The sequence below is a fragment of the Tepidiphilus sp. J10 genome (genome assembly GCF_006980785.1).
Lineage (GTDB): Bacteria > Pseudomonadota > Gammaproteobacteria > Burkholderiales > Rhodocyclaceae > Tepidiphilus > Tepidiphilus olei.
This window is the reverse complement of sequence record NZ_SBHP01000001.1, coordinates 211,544-233,992: the sequence shown is the minus strand read 5'-3', so window position 1 is coordinate 233,992 and position 22,449 is coordinate 211,544. Positions and strand designations below refer to the sequence as shown.

The 22,449-nt window shown below is 66.1% G+C and carries 24 protein-coding genes; 15 read left to right on the top strand and 9 right to left on the bottom strand.

Annotated features, from left to right (window positions below):
- Positions 1 to 241: 241 nt before the first annotated feature.
- From EPD81_RS01155 to radC, 8 genes are all read right to left on the bottom strand, one after another.
- Complete coding sequence (locus tag EPD81_RS01155; protein WP_142803611.1) at positions 242 to 736, bottom strand: hypothetical protein; 495 nt, start codon at positions 734 to 736, stop codon at positions 242 to 244.
- Positions 737 to 1,043: 307 nt separating this feature from the next.
- Positions 1,044 to 1,337: a multidrug effflux MFS transporter gene (locus EPD81_RS01150; protein WP_142803610.1), complete on the bottom strand. Its 294-nt coding sequence runs from the start codon at positions 1,335 to 1,337 to the stop codon at positions 1,044 to 1,046.
- Between the two features lie 162 nt (positions 1,338 to 1,499).
- On the bottom strand, positions 1,500 to 2,651 hold the full coding sequence (locus EPD81_RS01140) for a porin (RefSeq protein WP_142803609.1): 1,152 nt from the start codon (positions 2,649 to 2,651) through the stop codon (positions 1,500 to 1,502).
- Between the two features lie 84 nt (positions 2,652 to 2,735).
- The gene (locus tag EPD81_RS01135; RefSeq protein ID WP_142803608.1) at positions 2,736 to 2,981 is read right to left on the bottom strand and encodes a FeoC-like transcriptional regulator; all 246 of its coding nucleotides are present in this window, start codon (positions 2,979 to 2,981) and stop codon (positions 2,736 to 2,738) included.
- Positions 2,978 to 5,293: a Fe(2+) transporter permease subunit FeoB gene (gene feoB, locus EPD81_RS01130; RefSeq protein WP_142803607.1), complete on the bottom strand. Its 2,316-nt coding sequence runs from the start codon at positions 5,291 to 5,293 to the stop codon at positions 2,978 to 2,980. The genes EPD81_RS01135 and feoB overlap by 4 nt, the downstream gene beginning before the upstream one ends.
- Entirely contained in the window at positions 5,290 to 5,520 is a 231-nt protein-coding gene (locus tag EPD81_RS01125; protein ID WP_142804224.1) for a FeoA family protein, read from the bottom strand. The genes feoB and EPD81_RS01125 overlap by 4 nt, the downstream gene beginning before the upstream one ends.
- On the bottom strand, positions 5,507 to 5,785 hold the full coding sequence (locus EPD81_RS01120) for a FeoA family protein (protein ID WP_142803606.1): 279 nt from the start codon (positions 5,783 to 5,785) through the stop codon (positions 5,507 to 5,509). The genes EPD81_RS01125 and EPD81_RS01120 overlap by 14 nt, the downstream gene beginning before the upstream one ends.
- A gap of 151 nt (positions 5,786 to 5,936) precedes the next feature.
- Positions 5,937 to 6,611 (bottom strand): DNA repair protein RadC, encoded by a 675-nt coding sequence (gene radC, locus EPD81_RS01115; protein ID WP_142803605.1) that lies wholly within the window; start codon positions 6,609 to 6,611, stop codon positions 5,937 to 5,939.
- A gap of 79 nt (positions 6,612 to 6,690) precedes the next feature.
- Between radC and coaBC the strand changes: the two genes are divergently transcribed.
- From coaBC to EPD81_RS01065, 10 genes are all read left to right on the top strand, one after another.
- The gene (gene coaBC / locus EPD81_RS01110; RefSeq protein ID WP_142803604.1) at positions 6,691 to 7,932 is read left to right on the top strand and encodes a bifunctional phosphopantothenoylcysteine decarboxylase/phosphopantothenate--cysteine ligase CoaBC; all 1,242 of its coding nucleotides are present in this window, start codon (positions 6,691 to 6,693) and stop codon (positions 7,930 to 7,932) included.
- Positions 7,929 to 8,405 (top strand): dUTP diphosphatase, encoded by a 477-nt coding sequence (dut, locus tag EPD81_RS01105; RefSeq protein ID WP_142803603.1) that lies wholly within the window; start codon positions 7,929 to 7,931, stop codon positions 8,403 to 8,405. Before coaBC ends, dut begins: the two co-directional genes overlap by 4 nt.
- Before the next feature lie 5 nt (positions 8,406 to 8,410).
- Positions 8,411 to 8,890 carry an NUDIX domain-containing protein gene (locus EPD81_RS01100; RefSeq protein WP_142804223.1) on the top strand — a complete coding sequence of 160 codons (480 nt, stop codon included), beginning with the start codon at positions 8,411 to 8,413 and terminating at the stop codon, positions 8,888 to 8,890.
- A 47-nt stretch (positions 8,891 to 8,937) separates the two neighbouring features.
- Positions 8,938 to 9,855, top strand: a complete 918-nt coding sequence (gene glyQ / locus EPD81_RS01095) for a glycine--tRNA ligase subunit alpha (RefSeq protein ID WP_142803602.1) — start codon at positions 8,938 to 8,940, stop codon at positions 9,853 to 9,855.
- Between the two features lie 3 nt (positions 9,856 to 9,858).
- Positions 9,859 to 11,973 carry a glycine--tRNA ligase subunit beta gene (glyS, locus tag EPD81_RS01090; protein ID WP_142803601.1) on the top strand — a complete coding sequence of 705 codons (2,115 nt, stop codon included), beginning with the start codon at positions 9,859 to 9,861 and terminating at the stop codon, positions 11,971 to 11,973.
- Positions 11,974 to 11,983: 10 nt separating this feature from the next.
- Positions 11,984 to 12,523 (top strand): D-glycero-beta-D-manno-heptose 1,7-bisphosphate 7-phosphatase, encoded by a 540-nt coding sequence (gene gmhB / locus EPD81_RS01085; RefSeq protein WP_142803600.1) that lies wholly within the window; start codon positions 11,984 to 11,986, stop codon positions 12,521 to 12,523.
- A complete protein-coding gene (locus EPD81_RS01080) occupies positions 12,520 to 13,290 on the top strand; it encodes a 1-acyl-sn-glycerol-3-phosphate acyltransferase (protein WP_142803599.1) in 771 nt (256 codons plus the stop codon). The genes gmhB and EPD81_RS01080 overlap by 4 nt, the downstream gene beginning before the upstream one ends.
- Positions 13,287 to 13,985 carry a TetR/AcrR family transcriptional regulator gene (locus EPD81_RS01075; RefSeq protein ID WP_142803598.1) on the top strand — a complete coding sequence of 233 codons (699 nt, stop codon included), beginning with the start codon at positions 13,287 to 13,289 and terminating at the stop codon, positions 13,983 to 13,985. Before EPD81_RS01080 ends, EPD81_RS01075 begins: the two co-directional genes overlap by 4 nt.
- Before the next feature lie 77 nt (positions 13,986 to 14,062).
- Entirely contained in the window at positions 14,063 to 14,860 is a 798-nt protein-coding gene (locus tag EPD81_RS01070; protein ID WP_142803597.1) for an enoyl-CoA hydratase, read from the top strand.
- Positions 14,854 to 15,663, top strand: a complete 810-nt coding sequence (locus EPD81_RS01065; protein WP_142803596.1) for a TatD family hydrolase — start codon at positions 14,854 to 14,856, stop codon at positions 15,661 to 15,663. Before EPD81_RS01070 ends, EPD81_RS01065 begins: the two co-directional genes overlap by 7 nt.
- 55 nt (positions 15,664 to 15,718) lie before the next feature.
- On the opposite strand, the gene EPD81_RS01060 is transcribed toward EPD81_RS01065, so the two are convergent.
- Positions 15,719 to 16,369 (bottom strand): TetR/AcrR family transcriptional regulator, encoded by a 651-nt coding sequence (locus tag EPD81_RS01060; protein ID WP_142803595.1) that lies wholly within the window; start codon positions 16,367 to 16,369, stop codon positions 15,719 to 15,721.
- Positions 16,370 to 16,461: 92 nt separating this feature from the next.
- On the opposite strand from EPD81_RS01060, the gene EPD81_RS01055 reads away from it, so the two are divergent.
- The 5 genes from EPD81_RS01055 (at position 16,462) to EPD81_RS01035 (ending at position 22,415) form a co-directional block, all read left to right on the top strand.
- Positions 16,462 to 17,211, top strand: a complete 750-nt coding sequence (locus tag EPD81_RS01055) for an electron transfer flavoprotein subunit beta/FixA family protein (RefSeq protein ID WP_142803594.1) — start codon at positions 16,462 to 16,464, stop codon at positions 17,209 to 17,211.
- 17 nt (positions 17,212 to 17,228) lie between these two features.
- Positions 17,229 to 18,158, top strand: a complete 930-nt coding sequence (locus tag EPD81_RS01050) for an electron transfer flavoprotein subunit alpha/FixB family protein (protein ID WP_142803593.1) — start codon at positions 17,229 to 17,231, stop codon at positions 18,156 to 18,158.
- Between the two features lie 13 nt (positions 18,159 to 18,171).
- A complete protein-coding gene (locus EPD81_RS01045) occupies positions 18,172 to 18,837 on the top strand; it encodes an energy-coupling factor ABC transporter permease (protein ID WP_142803592.1) in 666 nt (221 codons plus the stop codon).
- 96 nt (positions 18,838 to 18,933) lie between these two features.
- Positions 18,934 to 20,730, top strand: a complete 1,797-nt coding sequence (locus tag EPD81_RS01040; RefSeq protein WP_142803591.1) for an acyl-CoA dehydrogenase — start codon at positions 18,934 to 18,936, stop codon at positions 20,728 to 20,730.
- Between the two features lie 23 nt (positions 20,731 to 20,753).
- Positions 20,754 to 22,415, top strand: a complete 1,662-nt coding sequence (locus EPD81_RS01035) for an AsmA-like C-terminal region-containing protein (protein WP_142803590.1) — start codon at positions 20,754 to 20,756, stop codon at positions 22,413 to 22,415.
- The last annotated feature ends 34 nt before the right edge of the window (positions 22,416 to 22,449 follow it).

The following is a 22,449-nucleotide window of genomic DNA, read 5'->3' as shown; positions in this document are numbered from 1 at the left end:
CCCTGCCGCGGAGCTCGTCCCGCGGCGGGATCCTTTTCGCGGTCGTTCTTTGTTTAAATGAAATCGAGAATGACTTACAATATCGTTTTCTATGTGTTGTCGTCGCCGCTACTTCGTCGCACACGGGATGGCGACGATGCTCGTTCCTTTTCTCATCATGCTGCGAGAGGGGATGGAAACCGCCCTCATCGTCGGTATCGTGCCTGAGGGCGTACGTGCGATTTTCAACGGCCTGCTAGGCTCAATCTTCCCTTGGTCTGGTGCTTGCAGTCAACGCTGTGGATGTGCTCGGTTCGATGCCTAGAGTTGGTTGCCCTTCTTTCTCGGCGGAGCGATCAAAGACAAGTGTTTTTCCAAATACAAGTTGAACCCATGTCGGATATGTGTATGCGGTACCTTTGTTGTGATCAATAATGGCTCCAATACCACCACCGAAAACGATGTTCCCCCACATGCCACCATTAGCGCGCGAGATAGCTCGAGCCTTAGCTTCTGGGTTTTTTGAATCTTTGCACGTAATGTCTAAATCTTTACTAGAGCGGCGAACTTGGGTTGTATCCCCTGATTTGACAGTCATTGTTCCATAGTCGTTTGATAGTTTGCATTCTGCGCCTGTAACAAGTTCTCCCTCAGGCGTTTTGGTTTCAACTTTTATCGGCTGGGTTGTGTCATTCACTACTGAAGCGCAACCAGTACAGGCCAAAAGGATTGCGATCATGGAAAAATTTTTTGTCATGAGTCCATCCCTCGCTAAGCTAAAAGAAAAAATGTAACATATAGGATTGCACAGGAGAATTTATTTATAAATTGTTTTGATTTTAAAAGTTCCTTTCCTTATATGTCAAGTCCCGGGCGATTCCGTGGTCCTTTTATGAAGAGTTCTGGTTTTCCCTCGTACCATTTTTTCATGGCTTCGATGGGTGTGACATGGCATGAGCCAAGGCTTACTGAATGAAGCAATTATACAGCCAGACGTGTCGCTGAATCGTCGCTTCGAGCACTTCGTGACTGTCGAAGCAGTGGGTGGCGCGCGGCTCGCTCAACTACCTACGCTCATTGAGGCTTTTGGCCATACTGTTCGTTTGCGGATGGCGAGGCTTGGTCGCGACGGCACCCAGACCGATGAGGGGCACGGCACCAAGGCGATGCAGCAGCCGGCTGTTGAGGTAGTTGCCCAGGAGGATTCCCGTCGCGTTGCTCGAGAAGACCAGTGCATGGGCGGTCGAGGAGAAACCGTAATGCTCGATGAGCACATGAGGGCTGACCGTGATGTAAACGAACATGGCGGAGAAGGACAAGAGCATCCCTAGCGAGAAACCGGCGAGGAATGCCGTCACCGACTATTGTACCTTTGCCGCCGAGGCACCGAGATCGTGGCCGATCGCCGGCAGGGCAGGCAGATAGAGGTCGATGGCCAGGGGGCCGATGGCGGCAAGGCTTGCAAGGCAAGGAACCAAGGGCGTTGGGAGAGGTTCGCTGGAGTCATGGTCACGTCGGGTTCAGAATCGGTGGTTCAGCCCGAGATAGAAGAGGTTGGTATCGCCCACCTTGCTGTCGTCGGCATGGCCGTTGTCGTCCTGGCCGAGGGCGGTCGCCTGATCCCAGCGCAGATCGTCGTGATCAACCCAGGTATAGGCGGCATAGACGGTGGTTCGCTTGGAGAGCGGATGCAGATAGGCCACTCCCAGCGATTTGGGTTTGACGCTGCCGCCATCGCCCATGATGGCGTTGCCGCCGTCGAGCTTGGCCTGGCCATAGGCGAGGTTGAGCGTGTCTTCGCCCACCACGGGGATGATGAGGCCGACCTGCCAGAGGTGGACATCGAAGCCGCTGGCGCCGAGCACGTCACGGCCCTGCTGCCAGGAGCCCGCAAGGGTGGCAAAGCCGAAGTCGTAGGCTGCCCCGAGCATCCAGTCTTTCTGCGTCTCGTTTTCGCGGGCGGGAGCCTTGCCCCAGCCGCCGTCGTATTGTGCCTTGTATTTGACGGCCTGGTAGATGGCGCCGACTTTCAAGGGACCGTTCTCGTAGCGCAGGCCGAGGCCGTACTTGTCGTCGTCGGTGCGCGAGATGCCGTGCGCCTGGTTCGTCTCGAGATTGCCGGCCGAGTAGATGGCGCTCACCCCGATGGTCTCGAATTCGCCGCTGTAACCGACGGAGTTGTTCCAGCGCGCCGGATCGTTGGGGGTGATCGTGAGGTTGGCGAGCTGTGAGAGCCAGTTCTGCGGGCTCGGGGTCATGCCTTGCAAGGCGTCGTAGGGGTCGGTGAAATACCCGGGGGCATACTGGCGCCCCAGGGCGAGCTGGCCGAAGGCGCCTTTGAGGCCGACGTAGGCTTGCTGGGTGAAGGCTTCGCTGCCGCCGTTGGCTTCGCTATCGGTCGAGCTCATGCAGCAGGATTTGCCGCTGTCGATGCTGAACCCTTCTTCGAGGACGAAGACGGCTTTGAGGCCGGCGCCGAGATCTTCTTCGCCGCGAAGGCCGAAGAAGCTGTTGCCGATGCCGCCGTCGTCGATCCCGACCGTTTTGTCGCCCATCACTTTGCCGTATTTGAAAAAGGCATCGGCCGAACCATAGAGCTGTATCCCGGACTGGGCGAGCGCGGGCAGGCAGAAGAGACTGGCGAGCGAGAGGGCGAGCGTTTTTTTGAACATCGTTTTTTTCTCCAGAGAAAATGATCCCTGCCGGGGTACGACGGCATGTCATCATGATTCGCGGAACGTTTGCCGCAGCGTTGCCTAAGCCGTATGACGCACGTCGGGCGCATCGACCCACTCATAGATCTGCAAGCGCTTCGGGTCGCAGGCGCAGCAGCTCTTGCCGCAGGACGAGCCGGCGGGAAGACGGCGTATGCGGCCCTTGCGCTCGAGCGTGGCGAGCATGGCCTCGACCGCTTCGGGCGCGGCCTGCAGGGCCGTGGCCAGATCGTCGAGGCTGGCACGGCGGTGCAGGCGCAGGGTCTCAGTGAGGCGGGAGAGGATCATGCGGAACCCTCCTGACGGACGGTCTTGGCGCCTCCGGCTGCCGCCGGCGAGAGGAATGCGCCGCCGCGGCGCATGAGGAGATAGACGAGGACGAAGAACGCGGCGATGCCCGCGATCCACGCGGCGGAGGTGAGCGGGGAGAGGGGCAGGCGGGCCAACTGATAAAAAATCGTTGCCGCGGCCCAGGCGATACCGGTCGTCCAGGCGACGACGAAGAGCGTCCAGCGTCGGCCGGATTCGTGGTAGATGGCGGCGGTGGCGGCGGTACAAGGAGTGTAGAGCAGGATGAAGAGCAGGTAGGCAAACGCTCCGACCGCGCCGTCGAATCGTTCGGCCATGGCACCGAAGGCGGCCTGCGAGACTTCCTCGCGTTCTTCCTCGGCCTTGTGCAGTCCCAGGGGGTCGGCCCAGGAGCCGAGCGCCTCGGCGAGGTTCTGCGGAATGGTGGCAAACGCCGCCGCGATCGCCTCGCGTAGCGAGAAGGGGGTTTCTTCTTCCGTGTCAGTGTTCTCGGTGGCAAGTGCCGTATAGGTGGCGTTCAGGGTACCGATCACGGCTTCCTTGGCGAGCACGCCGGTGAAGATGCCCACCGTGGCGGGCCAGTTGTCTTCGGTCAGCCCCATGGGGGCGAACACGGGGGAGAGGGTGCGGCCGACGGCGGCGAGCACGGATTTGTCGCTGTGCTCGTTGCCGTAGCTGCCGTCGGTGCCGATCGCGTTGAGGAAGTTGATGACCACGACCATGGGAACGATGAGCCGTCCAGCACGGACGATGAACCCTTTGAGACGGTCCCAGGTGTGCAGCAGCACCCCGCGGGCGGTGGGGAGGTGGTAGGGGGGCAATTCCATGATGAAGGGCGTGGCCTCACCCTTGAGCAGGGTGTTTTTGAGCATGAGCCCGGTGAGCACGGCCACGGCGATGCCGATGAGGTAGAGGGCGAAGATGACGTTCTCGCCGCCCGTGGGAAAGAATGCGGCGGCGAAGAGCGCATAGACGGGCAACCGTGCGCCGCAGGACATGAGGGGAGCCATGGCGATCGTCATGAGGCGGTCGCGGCGATGCTCCAGCGTGCGCGTGGCCATGATGGCCGGCACGTTGCAGCCGAAACCGACGATGAGCGGCACGAAACTCTTGCCCGGCAGCCCCACCCAGCGCATGAATCGATCCATGACGAAGGCGGCGCGCGCCATATAACCGGAATCTTCGAGCACGGAGAGGAAAAGGTAGAGAAAACCGATCACGGGGATGAAAGTGGCTACCGTTTGTATGCCGGCGCCCACTCCATGGGCGAGCAGTCCGGTGAGCCATTCGGGAGCGCCGATCGCCGTGAGGACTTCGTCGAAGGCATCGACGAAGATCGCCTCGGCAAATTTATCGAAGAAGTCGATGAAAGCCCCGCCCACGCGGATCGTGAAGAGGAACATCAGGTACATCGCCACAAGGAAGATGGGGATTCCCAGGGCGCGGTTGAGCACGACGCGGTCGATCCGCTCGGTGAGGTCGGCCGGGGCTTGGCCGGCAACGTGCACGGTGTGATGCACGATGTCGTTGGCGAGGCTATAGCGGGCGTCTGCCACGAGGATGTCGAGTTCGCCGCCGAAACGCTCGGCAAGGGCTTGGGCGCGCCGGGCGAGGGGTTCGTCTACGCTCGCGCGCGCGAGCGCGTCGCCCTCGAGCAGCCGCACGGCGAGCCAGCGCGGGGACCAGCCTTTCTGCGCGGCGATCGGTTCGAGCTCGGGCACGAGTTCGGCGAGCGCCGTTTCCACTTCCTCCCCATAGGGCACGACGCGCGGTTGCGGCGGGGCGGCTACCGCATGGTCGATCGCCTGTTTGAGCGCGTCGAGGCCGCGTTTCTCGCTGGCGACGATCGGCACCACCGGGCAGCCGAGCCGCTCGGCGAGCGCCGCCACGTCGATCTTCATGCCTTTTTTCTCGGCAACGTCGATCATGTTGAGCGCGACGAGCAGCGGCACCTGCATTTCCGCCAGTTGCAGCGTGAGGTAGAGGTTGCGCTCGAGGTTGGCGGCGTCGACCACGTTCACCACGAGGTCGGCCTGGCGGGAGAGGACGTAGTCGCGGGCGATGCGTTCGTCGAGCGAGACGTCTTCGCCCACGACGTCGAGCGAATAGGTACCGGGCAGGTCGACGACTTCGACCCTCGCCCGATCGAAACGGTACTCGCCGGTCTTCTTCTCCACGGTAACGCCGGGCCAGTTGCCCACGCGCTGCTTGGCGCCGGTGAGCGCATTGAAGAGCGTGGTCTTGCCGCAGTTGGGGTTGCCGACGAGCGCGATGGTGTAGGCGTCGTTCATGGGAGCTTTTCTACCTCGACCGCGGCGGCCTCGCTCTTGCGCAGCGACAGGGAAAATCCACGGGTGCGAATCTCGAGCGGGTCGCCCAGGGGGGCGATGCGGGTGACGACGAGCTCGGCGCCGGGCGTGAGACCCATCGCCAGGAGCTTGCGCCGATAGGATTCGCCGCCGGGCGCATAGCCGGTGACGCGGGCGCGCTCGCCCACGGCGAGGTCACGCAGCAGCATGGGCATCGCGCGCTACCTCGGAATATTCCTGGACCAGGATCTTGTGTGCCATGCCGCCGCCGAGCGCGAAGCGCGTCTCGCCGCGTTTGACGACGAATTTTCCTCCTTCGCGTTGCTGCAGCACGATTTCGCAGCCGACGTTCAAACCGAGCTCGGTCAGACGGCGCGTGAGTTCGGTGCCGCCGTGGAGTGCGGCGATCCGCAAGCGGCTGCCAAGCGGGGCCACGGGCAAGGGGAAGGCTTTGGGAGCGGATTCGGGAACCATGGCAAGACTCCGGATGGCGATGGGCGAAGGCAATCGGTTGGATAGAATTGATTGATTATAGTTCTCATTTACTGGCAGGACAAGGGCTTTTCAAAGATTTTGCATGGGATTTTTCTTTTTGGCGCGGTGGACTCGTCGCTTCGCCCCGGGTTCAGAGCATGCCGAGTTGCGCGAGCGAGACGACGTTTCCCGCCGTGACGATGAAATGGTCGAGCAGGCGCACGTCGACCAACGCCAGGGCGTCGCGCAGCGTGCGGGTGATCGCGGCGTCGGCGCGGCTCGGTTCGGCAGCGCCGCTGGGGTGGTTGTGCGCGACGATGACGGCGCTCGCATTGGCGCCGAGAGCGAGCTTGACGAGTTCGCGCGGGTGCACGGCCGTCTGGTCGACGGTGCCGCGAAAGAGTTCGTGGGCGGCGAGCAGACGGTGGCGGTTGTCGAGCAGCAGGGCGTAGAAGACCTCGTGCTCGAGCCCGGCGAGCCTCAGGCGCAGCCAGTCCTTGACGCTCTCGGGATCGGAGAGGAGATCGGCCTCGCGGGCGGTTTCGGCCAGCGCCCGGCGAGCGAGTTCGAAGGCGGCCTGGAGCTGCGCGTATTTGGCCAGCCCCACGCCAGGTACGGCGGCGAAGGCTCCGGGCCGGGCGGAGACGAGCGCACGCACACCGCCGAAGTGCGTGAGCAGATCGCGCGCGAGATCGACGGCGCTCTTGCCTCGTACGCCGACCCGGAGGAAAATCGCCAAAAGCTCGGCGTCCGAGAGGGCCGCGGCGCCGCGCGCGAGCAGTTTCTCGCGAGGGCGTTCCTGTTCTGGCCAGTCGGTGATGGGCATGGGGCGCCTGCGCAGCGAACGAGACGAGATGCATTTTCCATGAAGTGCGCCCCGGGCGCAACGGGGAAGAGGAGAGAAGATGGAGCGCAATGAAAGCGGGGCGCCGCCCTTTCTGTTCGGTCGGCGGATCGTGCTGGGCGTGACGGGGGGGGTGGCGGCCTACAAGGCGGCCGAACTCGTGCGCCGGCTCGTCAAGGCCGGAGCGCAGGTCGACGTGGTGCTCACGCCGGGCGGGGCGCATTTCGTCACGCCCACCACCTTCCAGGCGCTCTCGGGGCGGCCGGTGTGGTGCGACCCTTGGGACGAGCGACGCGCCAACGCCATGGCGCACATCGATCTCACGCGCGGGGCGGACCTGCTGCTGGTGGCGCCCTGCACGGCCGATGCCATGGCGCGCTTCGCCCAGGGGCAGGCCGACGATCTGCTGGCGACGCTCGCGCTGGCGCGCGCCTGCCCGATGGCCGTGGCGCCGGCGATGAACCGTCAGATGTGGCTGCATCCGGCCACGCAGCGCAACCGGGCACGGCTCGTCGCCGACGGCGTGCTCGTCTGGGGGCCGGACGAGGGCGAACAGGCCTGCGGCGAGACCGGCCCGGGGCGCATGATCGAGCCCGACGAGATCGTGGCGCGGCTGGAGGCGTTTTTCGCGCCGAAGTGGTTCTCCGGTCATGCGGTGCTGCTCACGGCCGGCCCCACGCACGAGCCGCTCGATCCGGTACGCGTGCTCACCAATCTCAGTTCCGGCAAGATGGGCTATGCGCTGGCGCAGGCGTTCGCGCAGGCCGGCGCCGCGGTGACGCTCGTCTCCGGCCCCGTGAGCCTGCCCACGCCCTTGGGCGTGACGCGGGTGGACGTGACCACCGCCGAGCAGATGCGCGCGGCGGTGCTGGAGCGCGTGAGCGGGCACCGTATCTTCGCGTCGGTGGCGGCGGTGGCCGACTATCGACCGGCGCGCGTCTCGCCGCAGAAGATCAAGAAGGGGGCGGAACGGCTCACGCTGGAGCTGGTACGTAACCCAGACATCCTCGCCGAGGTGGCGGCGCTGCCCGAGCCGCCTTGGTGCATCGGGTTTGCCGCCGAGAGCGAGAATCTGGACGAATACGCCGAGCGCAAGCGCCGGGAGAAAGGGCTGCAGCTGGTGGTCGGCAACCTGGTGCAGGAGGCGATGGGGCGCGACGAGAACACCGTCGTGCTCTACGACGAGAACGGCCGCATCCCCTTGCCGACCGCGGACAAGGCCCAGGTTGCCTGGGGCATCGTGCGGCACGTGGCGCAGCGCCTCGGCCTGATCGATACAGTGGTTGAGCGGGGGGATCTATGAGCGGCCAGACGCAGGGAAAGGACGAAGTCACAGTGCAGGTGCGCTTCCTCGACGAGCGCATCAAGGCCCGTCCGCCGCAGTACGCAACGCCGGGTGCTGCCGGGATGGACCTGCGCGCGGCGATCGCCGCCCCGTTCGAGCTCGAGCCTGGGGCGACGGCGCTCGTGCCCACGGGCATCGCACTCCATCTGGCCGATCCGGGCCTCGCGGCCCTGATCCTGCCGCGCTCGGGGCTGGGGCACAAGCACGGCATCGTGCTGGGCAACCTCGTCGGGCTCATCGATTCGGACTATCAGGGCGAGATCCTCGTGTCGCTGTGGAATCGCGGCGAAGAGGCGTTCGTGGTCGAGCCGCTCGCGCGCATCGCCCAGCTGGTGATCGTGCCGGTGGTCCATGCCCGCCTCGTCGCGGTGGAGTCGTTCGACCCGAGCGATCGCGGGGCGGGCGGATTCGGCAGTACGGGGCACGCTTGAGCGCGATGCCGGCGCGCTTCGCCATCCCCACCGCGGTGCAGGTGCGCCTCTTCGACGAGCAGGGTCGGGTGCTCTTCCTGCGCCGCGCCGGCACGGGGTTTTTCGACGGATTCTGGAGCCTGCCGGGCGGGCACGTCGAGAACGGCGAGAGCCTGCGCCAGGCCGCGGTGCGTGAGCTCACCGAGGAACTCGGCATCGAAGTGGTCGCGCAGGCGCTCACGCCGGTGGCGGTGGTGCATCGCGCATCCGATACCAACCGCATCGAGTTCCTCTTCGATGCATTCCAGTGGCAGGGAGAGGTGCGCATCGCCGAGCCGCACCGCTGCGACGGATTGCGCTGGGACGCTCCGACCCGGCCGCCGGAGCCTTTCGCGCCCTACCTCGCGGCGATCTGGCCCCGCTTGGGGCGGCAATGGTTGTTCGAGGTCGGGTGGGGCGAGGAATCCGCCGATGCGATGGCGCGTGCTGGCGCCGCGCCGCGTTAGCCCGTAAAATGGCGCCTTTGCGCCGCCATCGAGCCTCCGGACGGACCATGAGCGAAGAAAAACCCACGTTTCAGGACATCATCCTGCGCCTGCAGCGCTACTGGGCCGAGCTGGGCTGCGTGCTGCTGCAGCCCTACGACCTCGAAGTGGGCGCGGGGACCTCACACACCGCCACTTTCCTGCGCGCCATCGGCCCCGAGCCGTGGAACGCCGCCTACGTGCAGCCCTCGCGCCGCCCCAAGGACGGCCGCTACGGCGAGAATCCCAACCGCTTGCAGCACTACTACCAGTTCCAGGTGGTGTTGAAACCCTCGCCAATCGACATCCAGGACCGCTACCTCGCCAGCCTCGTGGCGCTGGGGATCGACCCTCGCGAGCACGACGTGCGTTTCGTCGAGGACGACTGGGAGAACCCCACGCTCGGCGCCTGGGGGCTGGGCTGGGAGGTGTGGCTCGACGGTATGGAGGTGACGCAATTCACCTACTTCCAGCAGGTCGGCGGCTTGGACTGCCGGCCGGTGCTCGGCGAGATCACCTACGGGCTCGAGCGCCTGGCGATGTACCTGCAGGGGGTGGAGAACGTCTATGACCTGGTGTGGACGCGCACGAGCGACGGCCGGGTGGTCACCTACGGCGACGTCTTCCACCAGAACGAGGTGGAGCAATCGAAGTACAACTTCGAATATTCCAACGTGCCCCTGCTCTTCGAACTTTTCGGGCATTTCGAGCTTGAAGCCAAGCGCCTGATCGAGGCGGCGCTGGTGTTGCCCGCCTACGAGATGGTGCTCAAGGCCGCGCACACCTTCAACCTGCTCGATGCACGCGGGGCGATCTCGGTGACCGAGCGTGCCGCCTACATCGGGCGTATCCGGGCGCTCGCCCGCGCGGTGGCCCAAGCCTATCTCGCCAGCCGTGAGGCGCTGGGCTTCCCCATGCTCGCCGCGACCGCCAAGAAAGGAGCCTGAGTCATGAGCGAACGGGAAACCCTGCTGGTCGAACTCGTCACCGAGGAGCTGCCGCCCAAGGCGCTGCCGCGGCTGGGCGAATCCTTCGGGCGCGGCGTGCTCGAGCGTTTGCAGGCGCGGGGCCTGGCCGATGCCGACGCACCCTGGCGCTGGTTCGCCAGCCCTCGGCGGCTGGCGGTGCAAGTGGGCGGCGTGCGCGAGCGTGCCCCCGATCGGGCCAGAGAAGAACGCCTGATGCCCGTGGCGGTGGCGTACGATGCCGCCGGCAAGCCTACGGCCGCGCTGGAAAAGCGCCTCGCCGCCAAGGGGCTCACGCCGCAGACCGCCAAGCTCGAACGGCGGCTCGAGGGCAAGCAGGAAATGCTCTACCTGCACACGGTGGAGGCCGGCGTCCTGCTCGACGAGGCGCTTGCCCCCCTCGTCGCCGAGGCGATCCGCGCGCTGCCCATTCCCAAGCTCATGCGCTGGGGCGCGGGCGAGGCGCAATTCGTGCGGCCGGTGCATCGCCTGGTGATGCTGCACGGCGCGCGCGTGGTGCCGGGGCGGGTGCTCGACCTGGAGTCTGGCCGCGAAACATTGGGACATCGTTTCATGAGCCGCGGCGCGATCGAACTCGCCAATGCCGAGGCCTATGAGCCGACGCTGCTTGCCGAGGGCAAGGTCATCGCCGATTTCGCCGCGCGGCGCGCCGAGATCGAACGGCAGCTGCACGAAAAGGCTGGCGCCGAGGGAGGCGTTCTGGGCGAGCATGCGGCGCTGCTCGACGAAGTGACCGCCCTCGTCGAGCATCCCACCGTCTACGTCGGGCGCTTCGAGGAAGAGTTTCTGTCGGTGCCGCCCGAGTGCCTCATTCTGACGATGCAGGCGAACCAGAAATATTTCCCCTTGTTCGATGCGCAGGGGCGGCTCACCAACCGCTTTCTCATCGTTTCGAACATGCGCCTGTCCGAGCCCAAGAGCCGCAACATCGTCGAAGGCAACCAGCGCGTGGTGCGCCCACGCTTGGCCGATGCGCGCTTTTTCTACGAGCAGGACCGCAAGGAACGGTTGGAATCGCGCCTGCCCCGGCTGGACGCCATCGTCTATCACAACCGCATCGGCACGCTGGGCGAGCGGGTGCTGCGCTTGGAAGTGCTCTCCAGTTGGCTCGCCGAGCGGCTCGGCGCCGACGTGGCGCTCGCCCGGCGCGCGGCCAGGCTGGCGAAATGTGACCTCGTCACCCTGATGGTGGGCGAATTTCCCGAGCTCCAGGGTGTGATGGGGCGCTACTATGCGCTCGCCGACGGAGAGTCGGAAATCGTGGCCGAGGCAATCGAGGATCACTACAAGCCGCGCTTTGCCGGCGACGCGCTGCCGCGCCGCTTGGTGGGGAAGATCGTGGCACTCGCCGAGCGGCTCGACGCACTCGCCGGGCTCTTCGCCATCGGCGAGATTCCTACCGGCGAGAAAGATCCTTACGGCTTGCGCCGCGCGGCGCTAGGGGTGCTGCGCATCGCCATCGAGACGCCGCTGCCCCTCGAGCTCGATGCGGCGATCGAGCGCGCGCTCGTCGAACAGCCCGCCGCGGTACGCGCTCAGGCCCCGGCCGATACCGCCGAGAAACTGCGCCGTTTCTTCGATGAGCGTCTGCGTCATTGGCTGCGCGAGGCAGGGCATGCGCTCGATGCGATCGACGCCGTGCTCGCGCTGCGCCCGGGCCGTATCGACACGGTGCCGGCGCGGCTCGAGGCAGTGGCCGCATTTCTCGAGGCGCCGGAGGCTGCCACGCTCGCCACGGCCAACAAGCGCATCGCCAATCTGCTCAAGAAAGCGGGCGAAGAGGGCGCGGCGCACGTGGACGTGGCGCTCTTTGCCGAGCCCGAGGAAAAGGCCCTCTTCGAAAAGATGCACGCCGTGGCGCCTTACGTCGCCTCACACCTGGAAAACGAGGCCTATACTCAGGCGCTCACCACGCTCGCCGCGCTCGCCGCGCCGGTGGATGCCTTCTTCGATCGCGTGATGGTGCTGTGCGACGAACCGCTGCTGCGGGCGAACCGTCTGGCGCTGTTGCGCGAACTGTGGCAGTTGATGAACCAGGTGGCCGATCTGTCGGTGCTGGCACGCGAGGCGGGCGCCTGAGGAGGCGGTCATGAAACTCATCGTGCTCGACCGCGACGGGGTGATCAACGAGCATTCGGATCAGTTCGTCAAGAGCCCGGAGGAATGGATTCCCATACCCGGTTCGCTCGAGGCGATCGCCCAGCTCACGCAATGGGGGTGGCGCGTGGTGATCGCCACCAACCAGTCGGCGATCGGGCGCGGCCTCATCGGCATGGACACCCTGAACGCGATCCACGAGACCATGCTGCGCCGGCTCGCCGAAGTCGGCGGGCGCATCCATGCCATCTTTTTCTGCCCGCATGCCGAAGTGGAAAACTGTGCTTGCCGCAAACCCAAACCGGGGATGCTGCTCGAGATCGGACAGCGCTTCGGCGTGGATCTGTCGCAAGTGCCGGTGGTGGGCGATGGCATTCGCGATATCCAGGCGGCGGTCGCCGCCGGTTGTCGCCCGTGGCTGGTGCTCACCGGCAAGGGGCGCAAAACCTTGGCGAGCGGCCTGCTGCCGGAGAACGTGACCATCGCCGAGGATCTGGCCGAAGTCGCCCGCCGGCTGACGGAGTCGCCATGAGCCCACGCCGCGCTTCGCTCTCGGCCTGGATCCGGTCGATCCTCTTCGTCGTACTCATGACGCTGGTGACGGTGCCCTATTCGCTGGTGACGATCGCCGTGCGTCCCTTGCCGCCGCTGCCACGCCATCGCATCGTCAGTTTCTGGGCGAAGATCACCGCCTTCCTCATCTGGCACGTGCTCGGCATCCGCTGGCGGGTGGAAGGGCGGGAGCACATCCCGGCGCGACCCTGTGTCTTCCTTGCCAAGCATCAGTCGGCCTGGGAGACGCTGGTGCTGGAGGCCATCCTGCCGCGGCTCGTCTTCGTGCTGAAAAAGGAGCTGCTGCGCATCCCCTTCATCGGCTGGGGGTTGGCCAGCTGCTCGATGATCGCCATCGACCGCAACGACCGGCGTGGCGCGCTGCAGCAGGTGATCGAGCAGGGCAAGGAGCGGCTCACGCAAGGCTTTTCGGTGCTCATCTTCCCCGAAGGCACCCGGGTGGCGCCGGGGCACACGCGGCGCTATCTCGCTGGCGGGGCGGCGCTCGCCGTGGCAGCGGGCGCCCCGGTGGTGCCGATCGCCCACAACGCCGGCGAATTCTGGCCCAAGGGAGCTTTCGTCAAGATTCCGGGCGAAGTGCTGGTGTCGATCGGCCCGCCGATCGATCCTCGGGGAAAGAGCGTCGACGAGGTCAATCGCCTGGTGGCGGAGTGGATCGAATCCGAGATGCGGCGCCGTTTCCCGTGGCATTATGGCGAAACTTCGACCGAAGGGGCGCCGTCGTGAGCGGAAAGAAAAGGGGGAAGGAATCGCGCCAGAGCGGTGGGACCGAGACGCGGGAGAAAATCCTGGATGCGGCCGAGGCGCTCTTCGCCGAGCATGGATTCGAGGGTGCGTCCATGCGCATGATCACGGCCCGGGCAGGGGTCAATCTCGCCGCGGTCAATTACCATTTCGGCTCCAAGGAAAACTTGCTGCGGGAAATCTTTCGCCGTCGCCTGGCCGAAATCACGGAAGAGCGACGCCGTCGCCTGGCGCAGCTGCAGCGCGACGCCGAGGCGCTGGGCAAGGCGGTGCGACCCAGTCGCATCGTCGAAGCCTTCTTCGCCCCGTTGCTGGAGCTCGCCCGTACCGAAGGAGGCCGGCGTTTCCTCCAGCTCCTGGGCCGAACGATGACCGATCCGAGCGCCTTCGTGCGTCACGTGCTCGCCAAGGATTATGGCGACGTCACCGACGAATACCTCGAGGCGCTCTACCGCTCCTTGCCGGGCGTGCCGCACGCCGAGATCTTCTGGCGTTTCCACTTCATGCTGGGTGCCGTTTCTTACGCGATCGCCGGCGCCGAGGGCTTGCAAGCGCTGGCCGGCGAATCCTTCGACGATCACGATCCGGCCAAGCTCGAAGCGCGCCTCATGAGTTTCCTTTTGGGCGGATTGCGCGCGCCGCTGCCGGATGTCGCGGCGCAATCGCACGTCGGCTGAGCTTGGCGTATCATGATCCAGTGTGCGAATCCTTCGCGGGATCGCGCCGTGATCCACTTCCCGGAGGAGACCAGAACATGGACCAATCCCACACGAACGCCGCCGAGCCCTTGGTGCACTCGCGGCTCGAAGACGGCGTGCTCACCCTCACCCTGAACCGGCCACAGCAGTACAACGCGCTCTCCTGGGCCATGCTCGAAGCTTTGCGCGAGGCAGTGCGTTCGGCGCAGGACCCGGACGTGCGCGTGGTCGTGCTCGCCGGTGCCGGCAAAGCCTTTTGTGCCGGGCACGATCTCAAGGAGATGCGGGCCAATCGTACGCTGGATTTTCAGCGCCGGCTCTTCGCACTGTGCTCCGAGGTGATGCTCTCCCTCATCCGGCTGCCGGTGCCAGTGATCGCGCGCGTGCATGGCATCGCCACCGCCGCCGGTTGCCAGCTCGTGGGCATGTGCGACCTCGCCGTGGCGAGTAGCGAGGCGCGCTTTGCCGTCTCCGGCATCAACGTTGGACTGTTCTGCTCGACTCCCTCCGTGGCCCTGTCGCGCAACATGGGGCGCAAGGAGGCGTTCGAGATGCTGGTCACGGGAGAATTCATCGACGCCGAGGAGGCCCATCGTCGCGGCCTCGTCAATCGCGTCGTCCCCCCGGAGGCGCTCGACGAGGAAGTAGAGCGACTCACCGCTTCGATCAAGGCGAAATCTCCGGTGGCGGTACGCATGGGCAAAGAGCTTTTCTACCGTCAGCTGGAGATGGGGATCGAGGCGGCCTACCAGCTCGCCGGCGAGGTGATGGCCTGCAACATGATGGCCGAGGATGCCGCCGAAGGGATCGACGCCTTCATCGAAAAACGCCCGCCGCAGTGGCGCGGATGCTGATCGATACCCACCTGCACTGGGACGCCGAGGAATACGACGCCGATCGCGACGCCTTGCTCGCCGAGGCGCGCGCTTGCGGCATCGGCCTCTTCGTCGTGCCGGGCGTGGAGCCGGCGCGCTTTGCCCGGCAGGCGGAGAAATGCCGGGACGTTCCCGAAGCGCGGCTCGCCTGGGGCGTGCATCCGCTCTATGTCGCGCAGGCGCAGCGCCACGCCGAGGCGCTCGCCGGTGCCCCCTTGGATGCGCCCGCTGCGCGCGCCGCCGTGATGGCACAGCTGGAATCCTGGATCGAGTCGCACCCCTGCGTGGCGATCGGGGAAATCGGGCTCGACCGATTCGTCGCCGCTCCTGCGCTCGACGTGCAGCGGCCCTGGTTCGAAGCCCAGCTGCGCCTGGCCCAAAAGCTCGGTCTGCCGGTGATCCTGCACGTGCGTCGCGCCGTCGAGGACGTGCTCCAGAGCCTGGCGAAGCACCGCGTGGCCGGCGGCATCCTGCACGCCTTCAATGGCTCCTTCGCCCAGGCCGAGCGGGCGCTGCGGCTGGGGTTTGTCCTGGGATTCGGCGGCACGATGAGCTACGAAGGGTCGCGCCAGGTACGCCGACTGGCCGCCGAGCTGCCCTGGGAGGCGATCGTGCTCGAGACCGACGGGCCGGACATCCCCCCCGCCTGGGCGCAAGACCGGCGCACCGTGCCGGCCGATCTGGCGCGCTACGCCGAGATCCTCGCCGAACTGCGCGGTTGTACCATTGCCGAGGTGATCGAGCGCACGGGCGAGAACGCGCGCCGCGTGCTCCGGCTGTGACTTACTTCGGGCACCAGGACCTGCTGCGGTGCGCAAGTGCAAGGTGCGGCATTCTTCATTCGGCATGCAAGCGCTCGCCGCTTTCCAAGGGGTCGTTGGCGGCGGGGCCCGTGATCCAGCCGGCGATGCGCGTTTTCAGGCGCTCGATTTCCTGCGGCATTCGCTCGACGTGCATGAGCGAGAAACCGAAGACGTAGGCGTAGAGGAGCGTGGCCCGCGCCGTGGCCTCTTCTTCCGTGAGCCCCAGGGCGAGAAACAGATCGCGGGCGCAGGCGAGCCGGATCGCATCGACTTCGGCCACCACTTCGGCCACTTCCGGGTCGCGCTGCGCCCATTCGCGGATGGCGAGTTCGATGAGGATGCCCTTGCGGTTGCGGCTCGCGCTATAGACGTCGATCACGTGGCGCAACTGCTCGGCCTCATGGCCGGGGAGGGCGCGGGTCTGCTTGTGGATGTCACGGATGCGCCCCTCGCGCCAGTGTTCGAGCAGCGCTTGCTGCAGCGAGCGCCGGTCGCGAAAATGCCAGTAGAAACTGCCCTTGGTGACGCGCAGGCGGCGAGCCAGCGTTTCGATGCGCAGCCCGGCGATCCCTTCGCTGGCGATGAGTTCGATCGCCGCCTCGATCCAAGCGGACCGATCGAGCGGGGCGCGCTCGGCAGGAGAGGGGTTTGGGTCGTTCACCGTTGCCGTCTTGACGAAATCCATTCCATACGATACCGTATGGAACACGATCCCGCAAGGGGTGGCCCGGCCCGGCCGGGCGAGGTCGAGATGGCATACTCAACTCGGGGAGAAAAATGAAGATCCTGGTACCGGTCAAACGCGTGGTGGATTACAACGTCAAGATCCGCGTCAAGCCCGACGGCAGCGGCGTGGACACCGCCAACGTCAAGATGTCCATGAACCCCTTCGATGAGATCGCCGTGGAAGAGGCGATCCGGCTCAAGGAAGCGGGCGTGGCGAGCGAGGTCGTGGTCGTCAGCTGTGGCGTGGCCCAGTGTCAGGAAACCCTGCGCGCGGCCATGGCCATGGGGGCCGATCGCGGCATCCTGGTGCAGACCGATGTGGAACTGCAGCCGCTGGCGGTGGCCAAGCTCCTCAAAGCCGTGGTGGAGAAAGAGCAACCGGGCCTGGTGATCGCCGGTAAGCAGGCGATCGACGACGACGCGAACCAGACCGGTCAGATGTTGGCGGCGCTGCTCGGCTGGCCGCAAGCCACCTTCGCGTCCAAGGTGGTGATCTCGGAAGGCAAGGCCGTGGTCACGCGCGAAGTCGATGGGGGCCTCGAGACGATCGAGCTGCCGCTGCCTGCGGTCATCACCACCGACCTGCGTCTGAACGAACCCCGGTTCGCGACGCTTCCCAACATCATGAAGGCGAAGAAAAAGCCCATCGACACGCTCACGCCCGAAGCGCTCGGCGTAGACGTCACGCCGCGGCTCGCCACGCTCAAGGTCGAAGAGCCGCCCAAGCGCAAGGCGGGCGTGATGGTCGGCAGCGTCGATGAGCTCATCGAGAAACTGCGCAACGAAGCCAAAGTGATCTGAGCGGGGAGCCCAATACCATGAAGATTCTCGTCATCGCCGAACACGACAACCAGAAACTCGCCCCGGCCACGGCGCACGCCCTGGGGGCGGCCAAGGCGCTGGGTGCGGCAGCCGACGTGCTGGTGGCCGGCCATGGCTGCCGGGCGGTCGCCGAGCAGGCGGCCAAGCTCGAAGGCGTGGCCCGGGTGCTGCTGGCCGATTCGCCGGCGCTCGCCGATCTCACCGCCGAGGCGCTCGCCGCCCAGGCGCTCCAAATCGCCAAGGAATACACCCACATCCTCGTGCCGGCCACGGCCTTCGGCAAGAACGTGGCCCCGCGCATCGCCGCTTTGCTGGACGTGGCGCAGATCTCCGACATCGTGAAAGTGATCGACGCCGACACCTTCGTGCGCCCGATCTACGCGGGTAATGCGCTCGCCACCGTGCGCTCGGGCGATCCCGTCAAGGTGATCACCGTGCGCGGTACGGCGTTCGATGCCGTAGGGGAAGGTGGAAACGCGCCCATCGAAACGATCGAGGCCATCGCCGAGTCGGGGCCCACCAAGGTGGTTGGCCGGGAGGTGACCAAGTCGGCCCGCCCCGAACTGACGAACGCCCGCATCATCGTCTCCGGCGGGCGCGGCCTGGGAAGCGCGGAGAAGTTCCACGAAGTGCTCGAACCGCTCGCCGACAAGCTCGGTGCGGCCATCGGCGCTTCGCGCGCCGCCGTCGACGCGGGCTATGCCCCCAACGACTATCAGGTGGGACAGACCGGCAAGATCGTCGCCCCTGAGCTCTACGTCGCCATCGGCATCTCGGGAGCCATCCAGCACCTGGCGGGCATGAAGGATTCCAAGGTGATCGTGGCGATCAACAAGGATTCCGAAGCGCCCATCTTCCAGGTGGCCGATTACGGCCTGGTGGCCGATCTCTTCCAGGCGGTGCCGGAGCTGACGCAGAAGCTGTGAGCGACGCGGCGCGATGAACCTGCCTTCGGCGCTCTTTTCCGCAGAATGGATCGCCGGTTCCTGGGTGCTGATGGGGCTGTGGCTGTGGCGCAGCTGGCGCCATACCCCATGGCAGGCGCTCAAGGACGACCGGCGTTTCCATCTGGTGGCGGGCTGGGCGCTGGGGCTAGCGCTGCTGTGGAGCATCCGCGCCGGCATCGAGGCGGGGCTCACCTTCCACGTACTGGGGGCGATGGCCGCCACGCTCTCGCTGGGGGCGCCGCTTGCCACCCTGGCGCTCGGCTTGGCGCTCGCCGTGGTCTGTGCGAACGGCGCGTTCGACGCGCCGGCGTTCGCACTCAATTTCCTCGTGACCGCGCTCTGTCCGGTGGTCTTCGCCGATGCTTGGCGTCGCTTCATCGCACGCTCCTTGCCGCCGCACTTTTTCGTGTTCATTTTCGTGGTGGCCTTCTTCGGTTCGGGATTGACGCTGCTCGTCGAAGGGGCGCTCGCCATCCTGGTGCTTTGGGGGGCTGGAGCCTATACCCTGGAGCATCTGCTGCAAGATTGGGCACCTTATTTCGTGCTCATGGGCTTTGCCGAATCGTGGCTCAGTGGGGTGGTGATCACGATGTTCGTGGTCTATCGCCCGGACTGGGTGGCGGCTTTCGACGATGCCCGATACCTGAAAAACAAATGAAAAAACGAAGCCGGCATTCGACCGGGGTGGAAAGGGAACAGGTACCGGAGCCCAGGCTCCGGGATTCGAACGACGAAAACCCTGTAGGAGTAATCCATGAGTGAATATCGTGCCCCGCTGAAAGACATGCGTTTCGTGCTCGAAGAGCTGATCGGCCTCGAGCGGATCGCCCGCCTGCCGCAATGCGAGGAGGCCAGCCCCGACGTGGTGGCGGCCATCCTCGAAGAGGGCGGCAAGTTCGCCGAAGAAGTGCTCGCCCCCCTGAATCGGGTCGGTGACGTGCACGGAGCCGTGTGGCAGGAGGGCGAAGTGAAGACGGCGCCCGGCTGGAAAGAGGCTTATACCGCCTTCCGCCAAGGGGGATGGACGGCGCTCGCCTGCTCGCCCGAGTTCGGCGGGCAAGGGCTGCCCAAGGTGGTGGCCACCGCCGTGATGGAGCTGTGGAAAAGCTCGAACCTCGCCTTCTCGCTGTGCCCCATGCTCACCCAGGGGGCGATCGAAGCCCTCATGCTGTGCGGCTCGCCCGAGCAGAAGAAAATGTACCTGCCCAAGATGGTAAGCGGCGAGTGGACCGGCACGATGAACCTCACCGAGCCGCAGGCCGGCTCCGACCTCTCGGCAGTACGTACCCGTGCCGAGCCGGTGGGCGACGGCACCTACAAGCTCTACGGCCAGAAGATTTTCATCACCTATGGGGAACACGATCTGGCCGAGAACATCGTGCACCTCGTACTCGCACGCCTGCCCGGCGCGCCCGAGGGGGTCAAGGGCATCTCGCTCTTCGTCGTGCCGAAATTCCTCGTCAACGCCGACGGCAGTCTGGGGGCGCGCAACGACGTGCGCTGTGTTTCCATCGAACACAAGCTCGGCATCCACGCCAGCCCCACCTGCGTGCTCGCCTTCGGTGACCACGGCGGCGCGGTCGGCACCCTGGTGGGTGAGCCCAACCGCGGTCTCGAATACATGTTCATCATGATGAACGAGGCGCGCTTCGCCGTCGGCCTCGAAGGTCTGGCGCTGTCCGAGCGCGCCTATCAGAAGGCGCTCTCCTACGCCAAGGAGCGCATCCAGGGGTTCGACGTGGGTGTCAAGAGCGGACCTCGCGTGCCCATCATCCGCCATCCCGACGTGCGACGCATGCTGATGCTGATGAAATCGCAGACCGAGGCCATGCGTGCGCTCGCCTATACGGTGGGGGCGGCGTTCGACCTGGCCCATCACCATCCGGACGAGTCGGTGCGTCAGCGCAGCCGCGGCTTCGTCGAACTGATGACGCCGGTGGTCAAGGGCTGGTGCACCGAGAACTCGGTGACCATCGCCTCGCTCGGCATCCAGGTGCATGGCGGCATGGGGTTCATCGAAGAGACGGGTGCGGCGCAGCACTACCGGGATGCGCGCATTACCCCCATCTACGAAGGGACCACCGCGATCCAGTCCAACGATCTCATCGGCCGCAAGATCGCCCGCAACGGAGGCGTTATCGCCCGCGGGCTCATCGAAGAGATGCGCCTGGCGGCGGAGAAACTGCGCGCCCAGCCGGGCGAGGAATTCGGCGTGCTCGCGCGCCGGCTGGGTGCCGGCATCGACGCCCTGGAAAAAGGCGTGGCCTACATCCTCGAGACCTACGGGTCCAATCCAAAAGCGGCCCATGCCGTCTCGGTGCCGCTGCTCGAGCTCTTCGGCATCGTCTGTGGCGGCTGGCAGCTCGGTCTGTCGGCTCTGGTGGCGGCCAAGCGTCTGGCCGAAGGGGCGGAAGATTCGGCGTTCTACCGGGCCAAGATCGGCACGGCGCGTTTCTATGCCGACCATGTCCTGGCCCGCGCCCCGGCCCTGGGCGTGACGGTCAGCGAAGGCTCGGCCGGCGTGCTTGCGCTCGACGAGGAGATGTTCTGAACCTGGGTAAAGAGGGACGTCCCATGATGAAACGCCTGCTCCTTGGCGTACTCGCACTCGTTGCCATCGCCGTGGCTGCGCTGGTGGTGTTCGTAGCCACTTTCGATGCGGCGCGCTACCGCGACGAGATCGACCGCTGGGCGCAGGCCCACCTGGGGCGTTCCCTCGAGGTGCGAGGAGAGTTGCAGCTCGCGCTCTGGCCCCGGCTCGCGCTCGAAGCGCAGGCGGTGAGCCTGGGCAATCCGCCGGGGTTCATTTCTCCCGCCCTGGCCGAGATTGATCGGCTCGCGCTCGGGGTGGACCCTTGGGCCCTGCTCTCCCGCCGGCTCGAGGTGGATGCGCTCACGCTGGAAGGTGTGCGCCTGCACCTCGAGCGCCGCTCCGACGGGCGGGAGAACTGGCGGTTCGACCGTCCGACGTCCATGGCCGCGCCGTCCGGAGCCGAGGCCGAACCCGCGCCTGCGGCCGAGCCGGCGGGGGCGCGGGCGGCCGCCCTGCCGCTTGCTTTGGGCCGTGTGGCGGTGCGCGAGGCGTATGTCCTGTGGTATGGGGCGGAGCGCGAGCAACCGTTTCGCCTCGGGCCGCTCGCGCTCGAGGCCGGGCCGGTGGCGTCCGAGGCACCGGTGCCGCTGAAAGCGACCCTGGTGCTGTCCAAGCTCAGCCAGATGAGCCTGGAAGGCCGGCTGGAGCAGTGGCAGCACGCGCCGCGCTGGGTGGGGCGGCTGGAAGTGCCGGAGTTCGATCTTCGCGCTTGGCTCGAGGCGCAGGGCGTGGCGCTCGAGCTGCCGTCGTCCCTTCTACGTCGGGTGAGCCTGTCTTCCGACATGCAGGCCGACGCCGCCGCGCTGCACCTGGACGCGCTCGAGCTCCGCGTGGACGAGGTCGCGCTGCAAGGGCGGCTCGGGGCAGATCTGCGAGGCGATCGCGTGGAGACGGCGCTCACCGGAACCGCCTACGGCGGGACCCTGCGCCTCGAGGCGAGCCTGAACGATCTCGCCGGGTCGCCTCACTGGCAGGGCGAAGGGGGGTTCAGGGGCGTCGACGTGGCGCGTCTGCTCACCGCCGTGCACGGCAAATCTTTGCTCACCGGCCAAGGAAGCGTCGACTTTGCCCTGCGCGGGCGGGGGCTGACGGCTGAGGAGGCGCTGCGCTCGGCCCAGGGCACGCTGCGCGCACAGGTGCGCGACGGGGCCGTGCTAGGGGTAGACGTCGAACGGCTGTTGCGCGATGCTTCGGCCGTGCTGCGCGGCGAGCGGCCGACCGGCGGCGGCAGGGACCGCACGCCGTTCGAAGAGCTCTCCGGCAGCGGGGTGCTGGCCGGCGGTGTGTTGCGCAACGACGACCTCTTCGGCCGCACGGCGCTCTTCACCGCCGAGGGTGCCGGCCGCGTGGATCTGATCCGCTCGCGGCTCGATTATCGCCTGCAGGTGCGATTGGCCGCCACGCCCGAGGTGCAGCGAGACGGACCGCTCGCCATCCTGCTCGGGTTGCCGATTCCGCTGGAAGTGACGGGGCCGCTCGCTTCGCCCTCCTACCGGGTGGTGACCGAGGAACTGGCCAAGGATTTTGCCAAGGAGGCGATCCGGCGACGGATCGCCCCGACGCAAGAGGAATCGCAGAAGGAAGAAGCGCCACCGGTCGTCCCCGCGGTGAAGGAGATCTTCCGCGGCTTGATCGGTCGCTGAAACGGGTACGAGCGGGGAATCCGCCCCGTGGGCG

Excerpts from the sequence above, each read along its gene's own strand:
- EPD81_RS01155 (WP_142803611.1), bottom strand. The coding sequence starts at position 736 with ATGACAAAAAATTTTTCCATGATCGCAATCCTTTTGGCCTGTACTGGT.
- EPD81_RS01140 (WP_142803609.1), bottom strand. The coding sequence starts at position 2,651 with ATGTTCAAAAAAACGCTCGCCCTCTCGCTCGCCAGTCTCTTCTGCCTG.
- EPD81_RS01135 (WP_142803608.1), bottom strand. The coding sequence starts at position 2,981 with ATGATCCTCTCCCGCCTCACTGAGACCCTGCGCCTGCACCGCCGTGCC.
- feoB (WP_142803607.1), bottom strand. The coding sequence starts at position 5,293 with ATGAACGACGCCTACACCATCGCGCTCGTCGGCAACCCCAACTGCGGC.
- EPD81_RS01125 (WP_142804224.1), bottom strand. The coding sequence starts at position 5,520 with ATGCTGCTGCGTGACCTCGCCGTGGGCGAGCGCGCCCGCGTCACCGGC.
- EPD81_RS01120 (WP_142803606.1), bottom strand. The coding sequence starts at position 5,785 with ATGGTTCCCGAATCCGCTCCCAAAGCCTTCCCCTTGCCCGTGGCCCCG.
- radC (WP_142803605.1), bottom strand. The coding sequence starts at position 6,611 with ATGCCCATCACCGACTGGCCAGAACAGGAACGCCCTCGCGAGAAACTG.
- coaBC (WP_142803604.1), top strand. The coding sequence starts at position 6,691 with ATGGAGCGCAATGAAAGCGGGGCGCCGCCCTTTCTGTTCGGTCGGCGG.
- dut (WP_142803603.1), top strand. The coding sequence starts at position 7,929 with ATGAGCGGCCAGACGCAGGGAAAGGACGAAGTCACAGTGCAGGTGCGC.
- EPD81_RS01100 (WP_142804223.1), top strand. The coding sequence starts at position 8,411 with ATGCCGGCGCGCTTCGCCATCCCCACCGCGGTGCAGGTGCGCCTCTTC.
- glyQ (WP_142803602.1), top strand. The coding sequence starts at position 8,938 with ATGAGCGAAGAAAAACCCACGTTTCAGGACATCATCCTGCGCCTGCAG.
- glyS (WP_142803601.1), top strand. The coding sequence starts at position 9,859 with ATGAGCGAACGGGAAACCCTGCTGGTCGAACTCGTCACCGAGGAGCTG.
- gmhB (WP_142803600.1), top strand. The coding sequence starts at position 11,984 with ATGAAACTCATCGTGCTCGACCGCGACGGGGTGATCAACGAGCATTCG.
- EPD81_RS01080 (WP_142803599.1), top strand. The coding sequence starts at position 12,520 with ATGAGCCCACGCCGCGCTTCGCTCTCGGCCTGGATCCGGTCGATCCTC.
- EPD81_RS01070 (WP_142803597.1), top strand. The coding sequence starts at position 14,063 with ATGGACCAATCCCACACGAACGCCGCCGAGCCCTTGGTGCACTCGCGG.
- EPD81_RS01065 (WP_142803596.1), top strand. The coding sequence starts at position 14,854 with ATGCTGATCGATACCCACCTGCACTGGGACGCCGAGGAATACGACGCC.
- EPD81_RS01060 (WP_142803595.1), bottom strand. The coding sequence starts at position 16,369 with ATGGATTTCGTCAAGACGGCAACGGTGAACGACCCAAACCCCTCTCCT.
- EPD81_RS01055 (WP_142803594.1), top strand. The coding sequence starts at position 16,462 with ATGAAGATCCTGGTACCGGTCAAACGCGTGGTGGATTACAACGTCAAG.
- EPD81_RS01050 (WP_142803593.1), top strand. The coding sequence starts at position 17,229 with ATGAAGATTCTCGTCATCGCCGAACACGACAACCAGAAACTCGCCCCG.
- EPD81_RS01045 (WP_142803592.1), top strand. The coding sequence starts at position 18,172 with ATGAACCTGCCTTCGGCGCTCTTTTCCGCAGAATGGATCGCCGGTTCC.
- EPD81_RS01040 (WP_142803591.1), top strand. The coding sequence starts at position 18,934 with ATGAGTGAATATCGTGCCCCGCTGAAAGACATGCGTTTCGTGCTCGAA.
- EPD81_RS01035 (WP_142803590.1), top strand. The coding sequence starts at position 20,754 with ATGATGAAACGCCTGCTCCTTGGCGTACTCGCACTCGTTGCCATCGCC.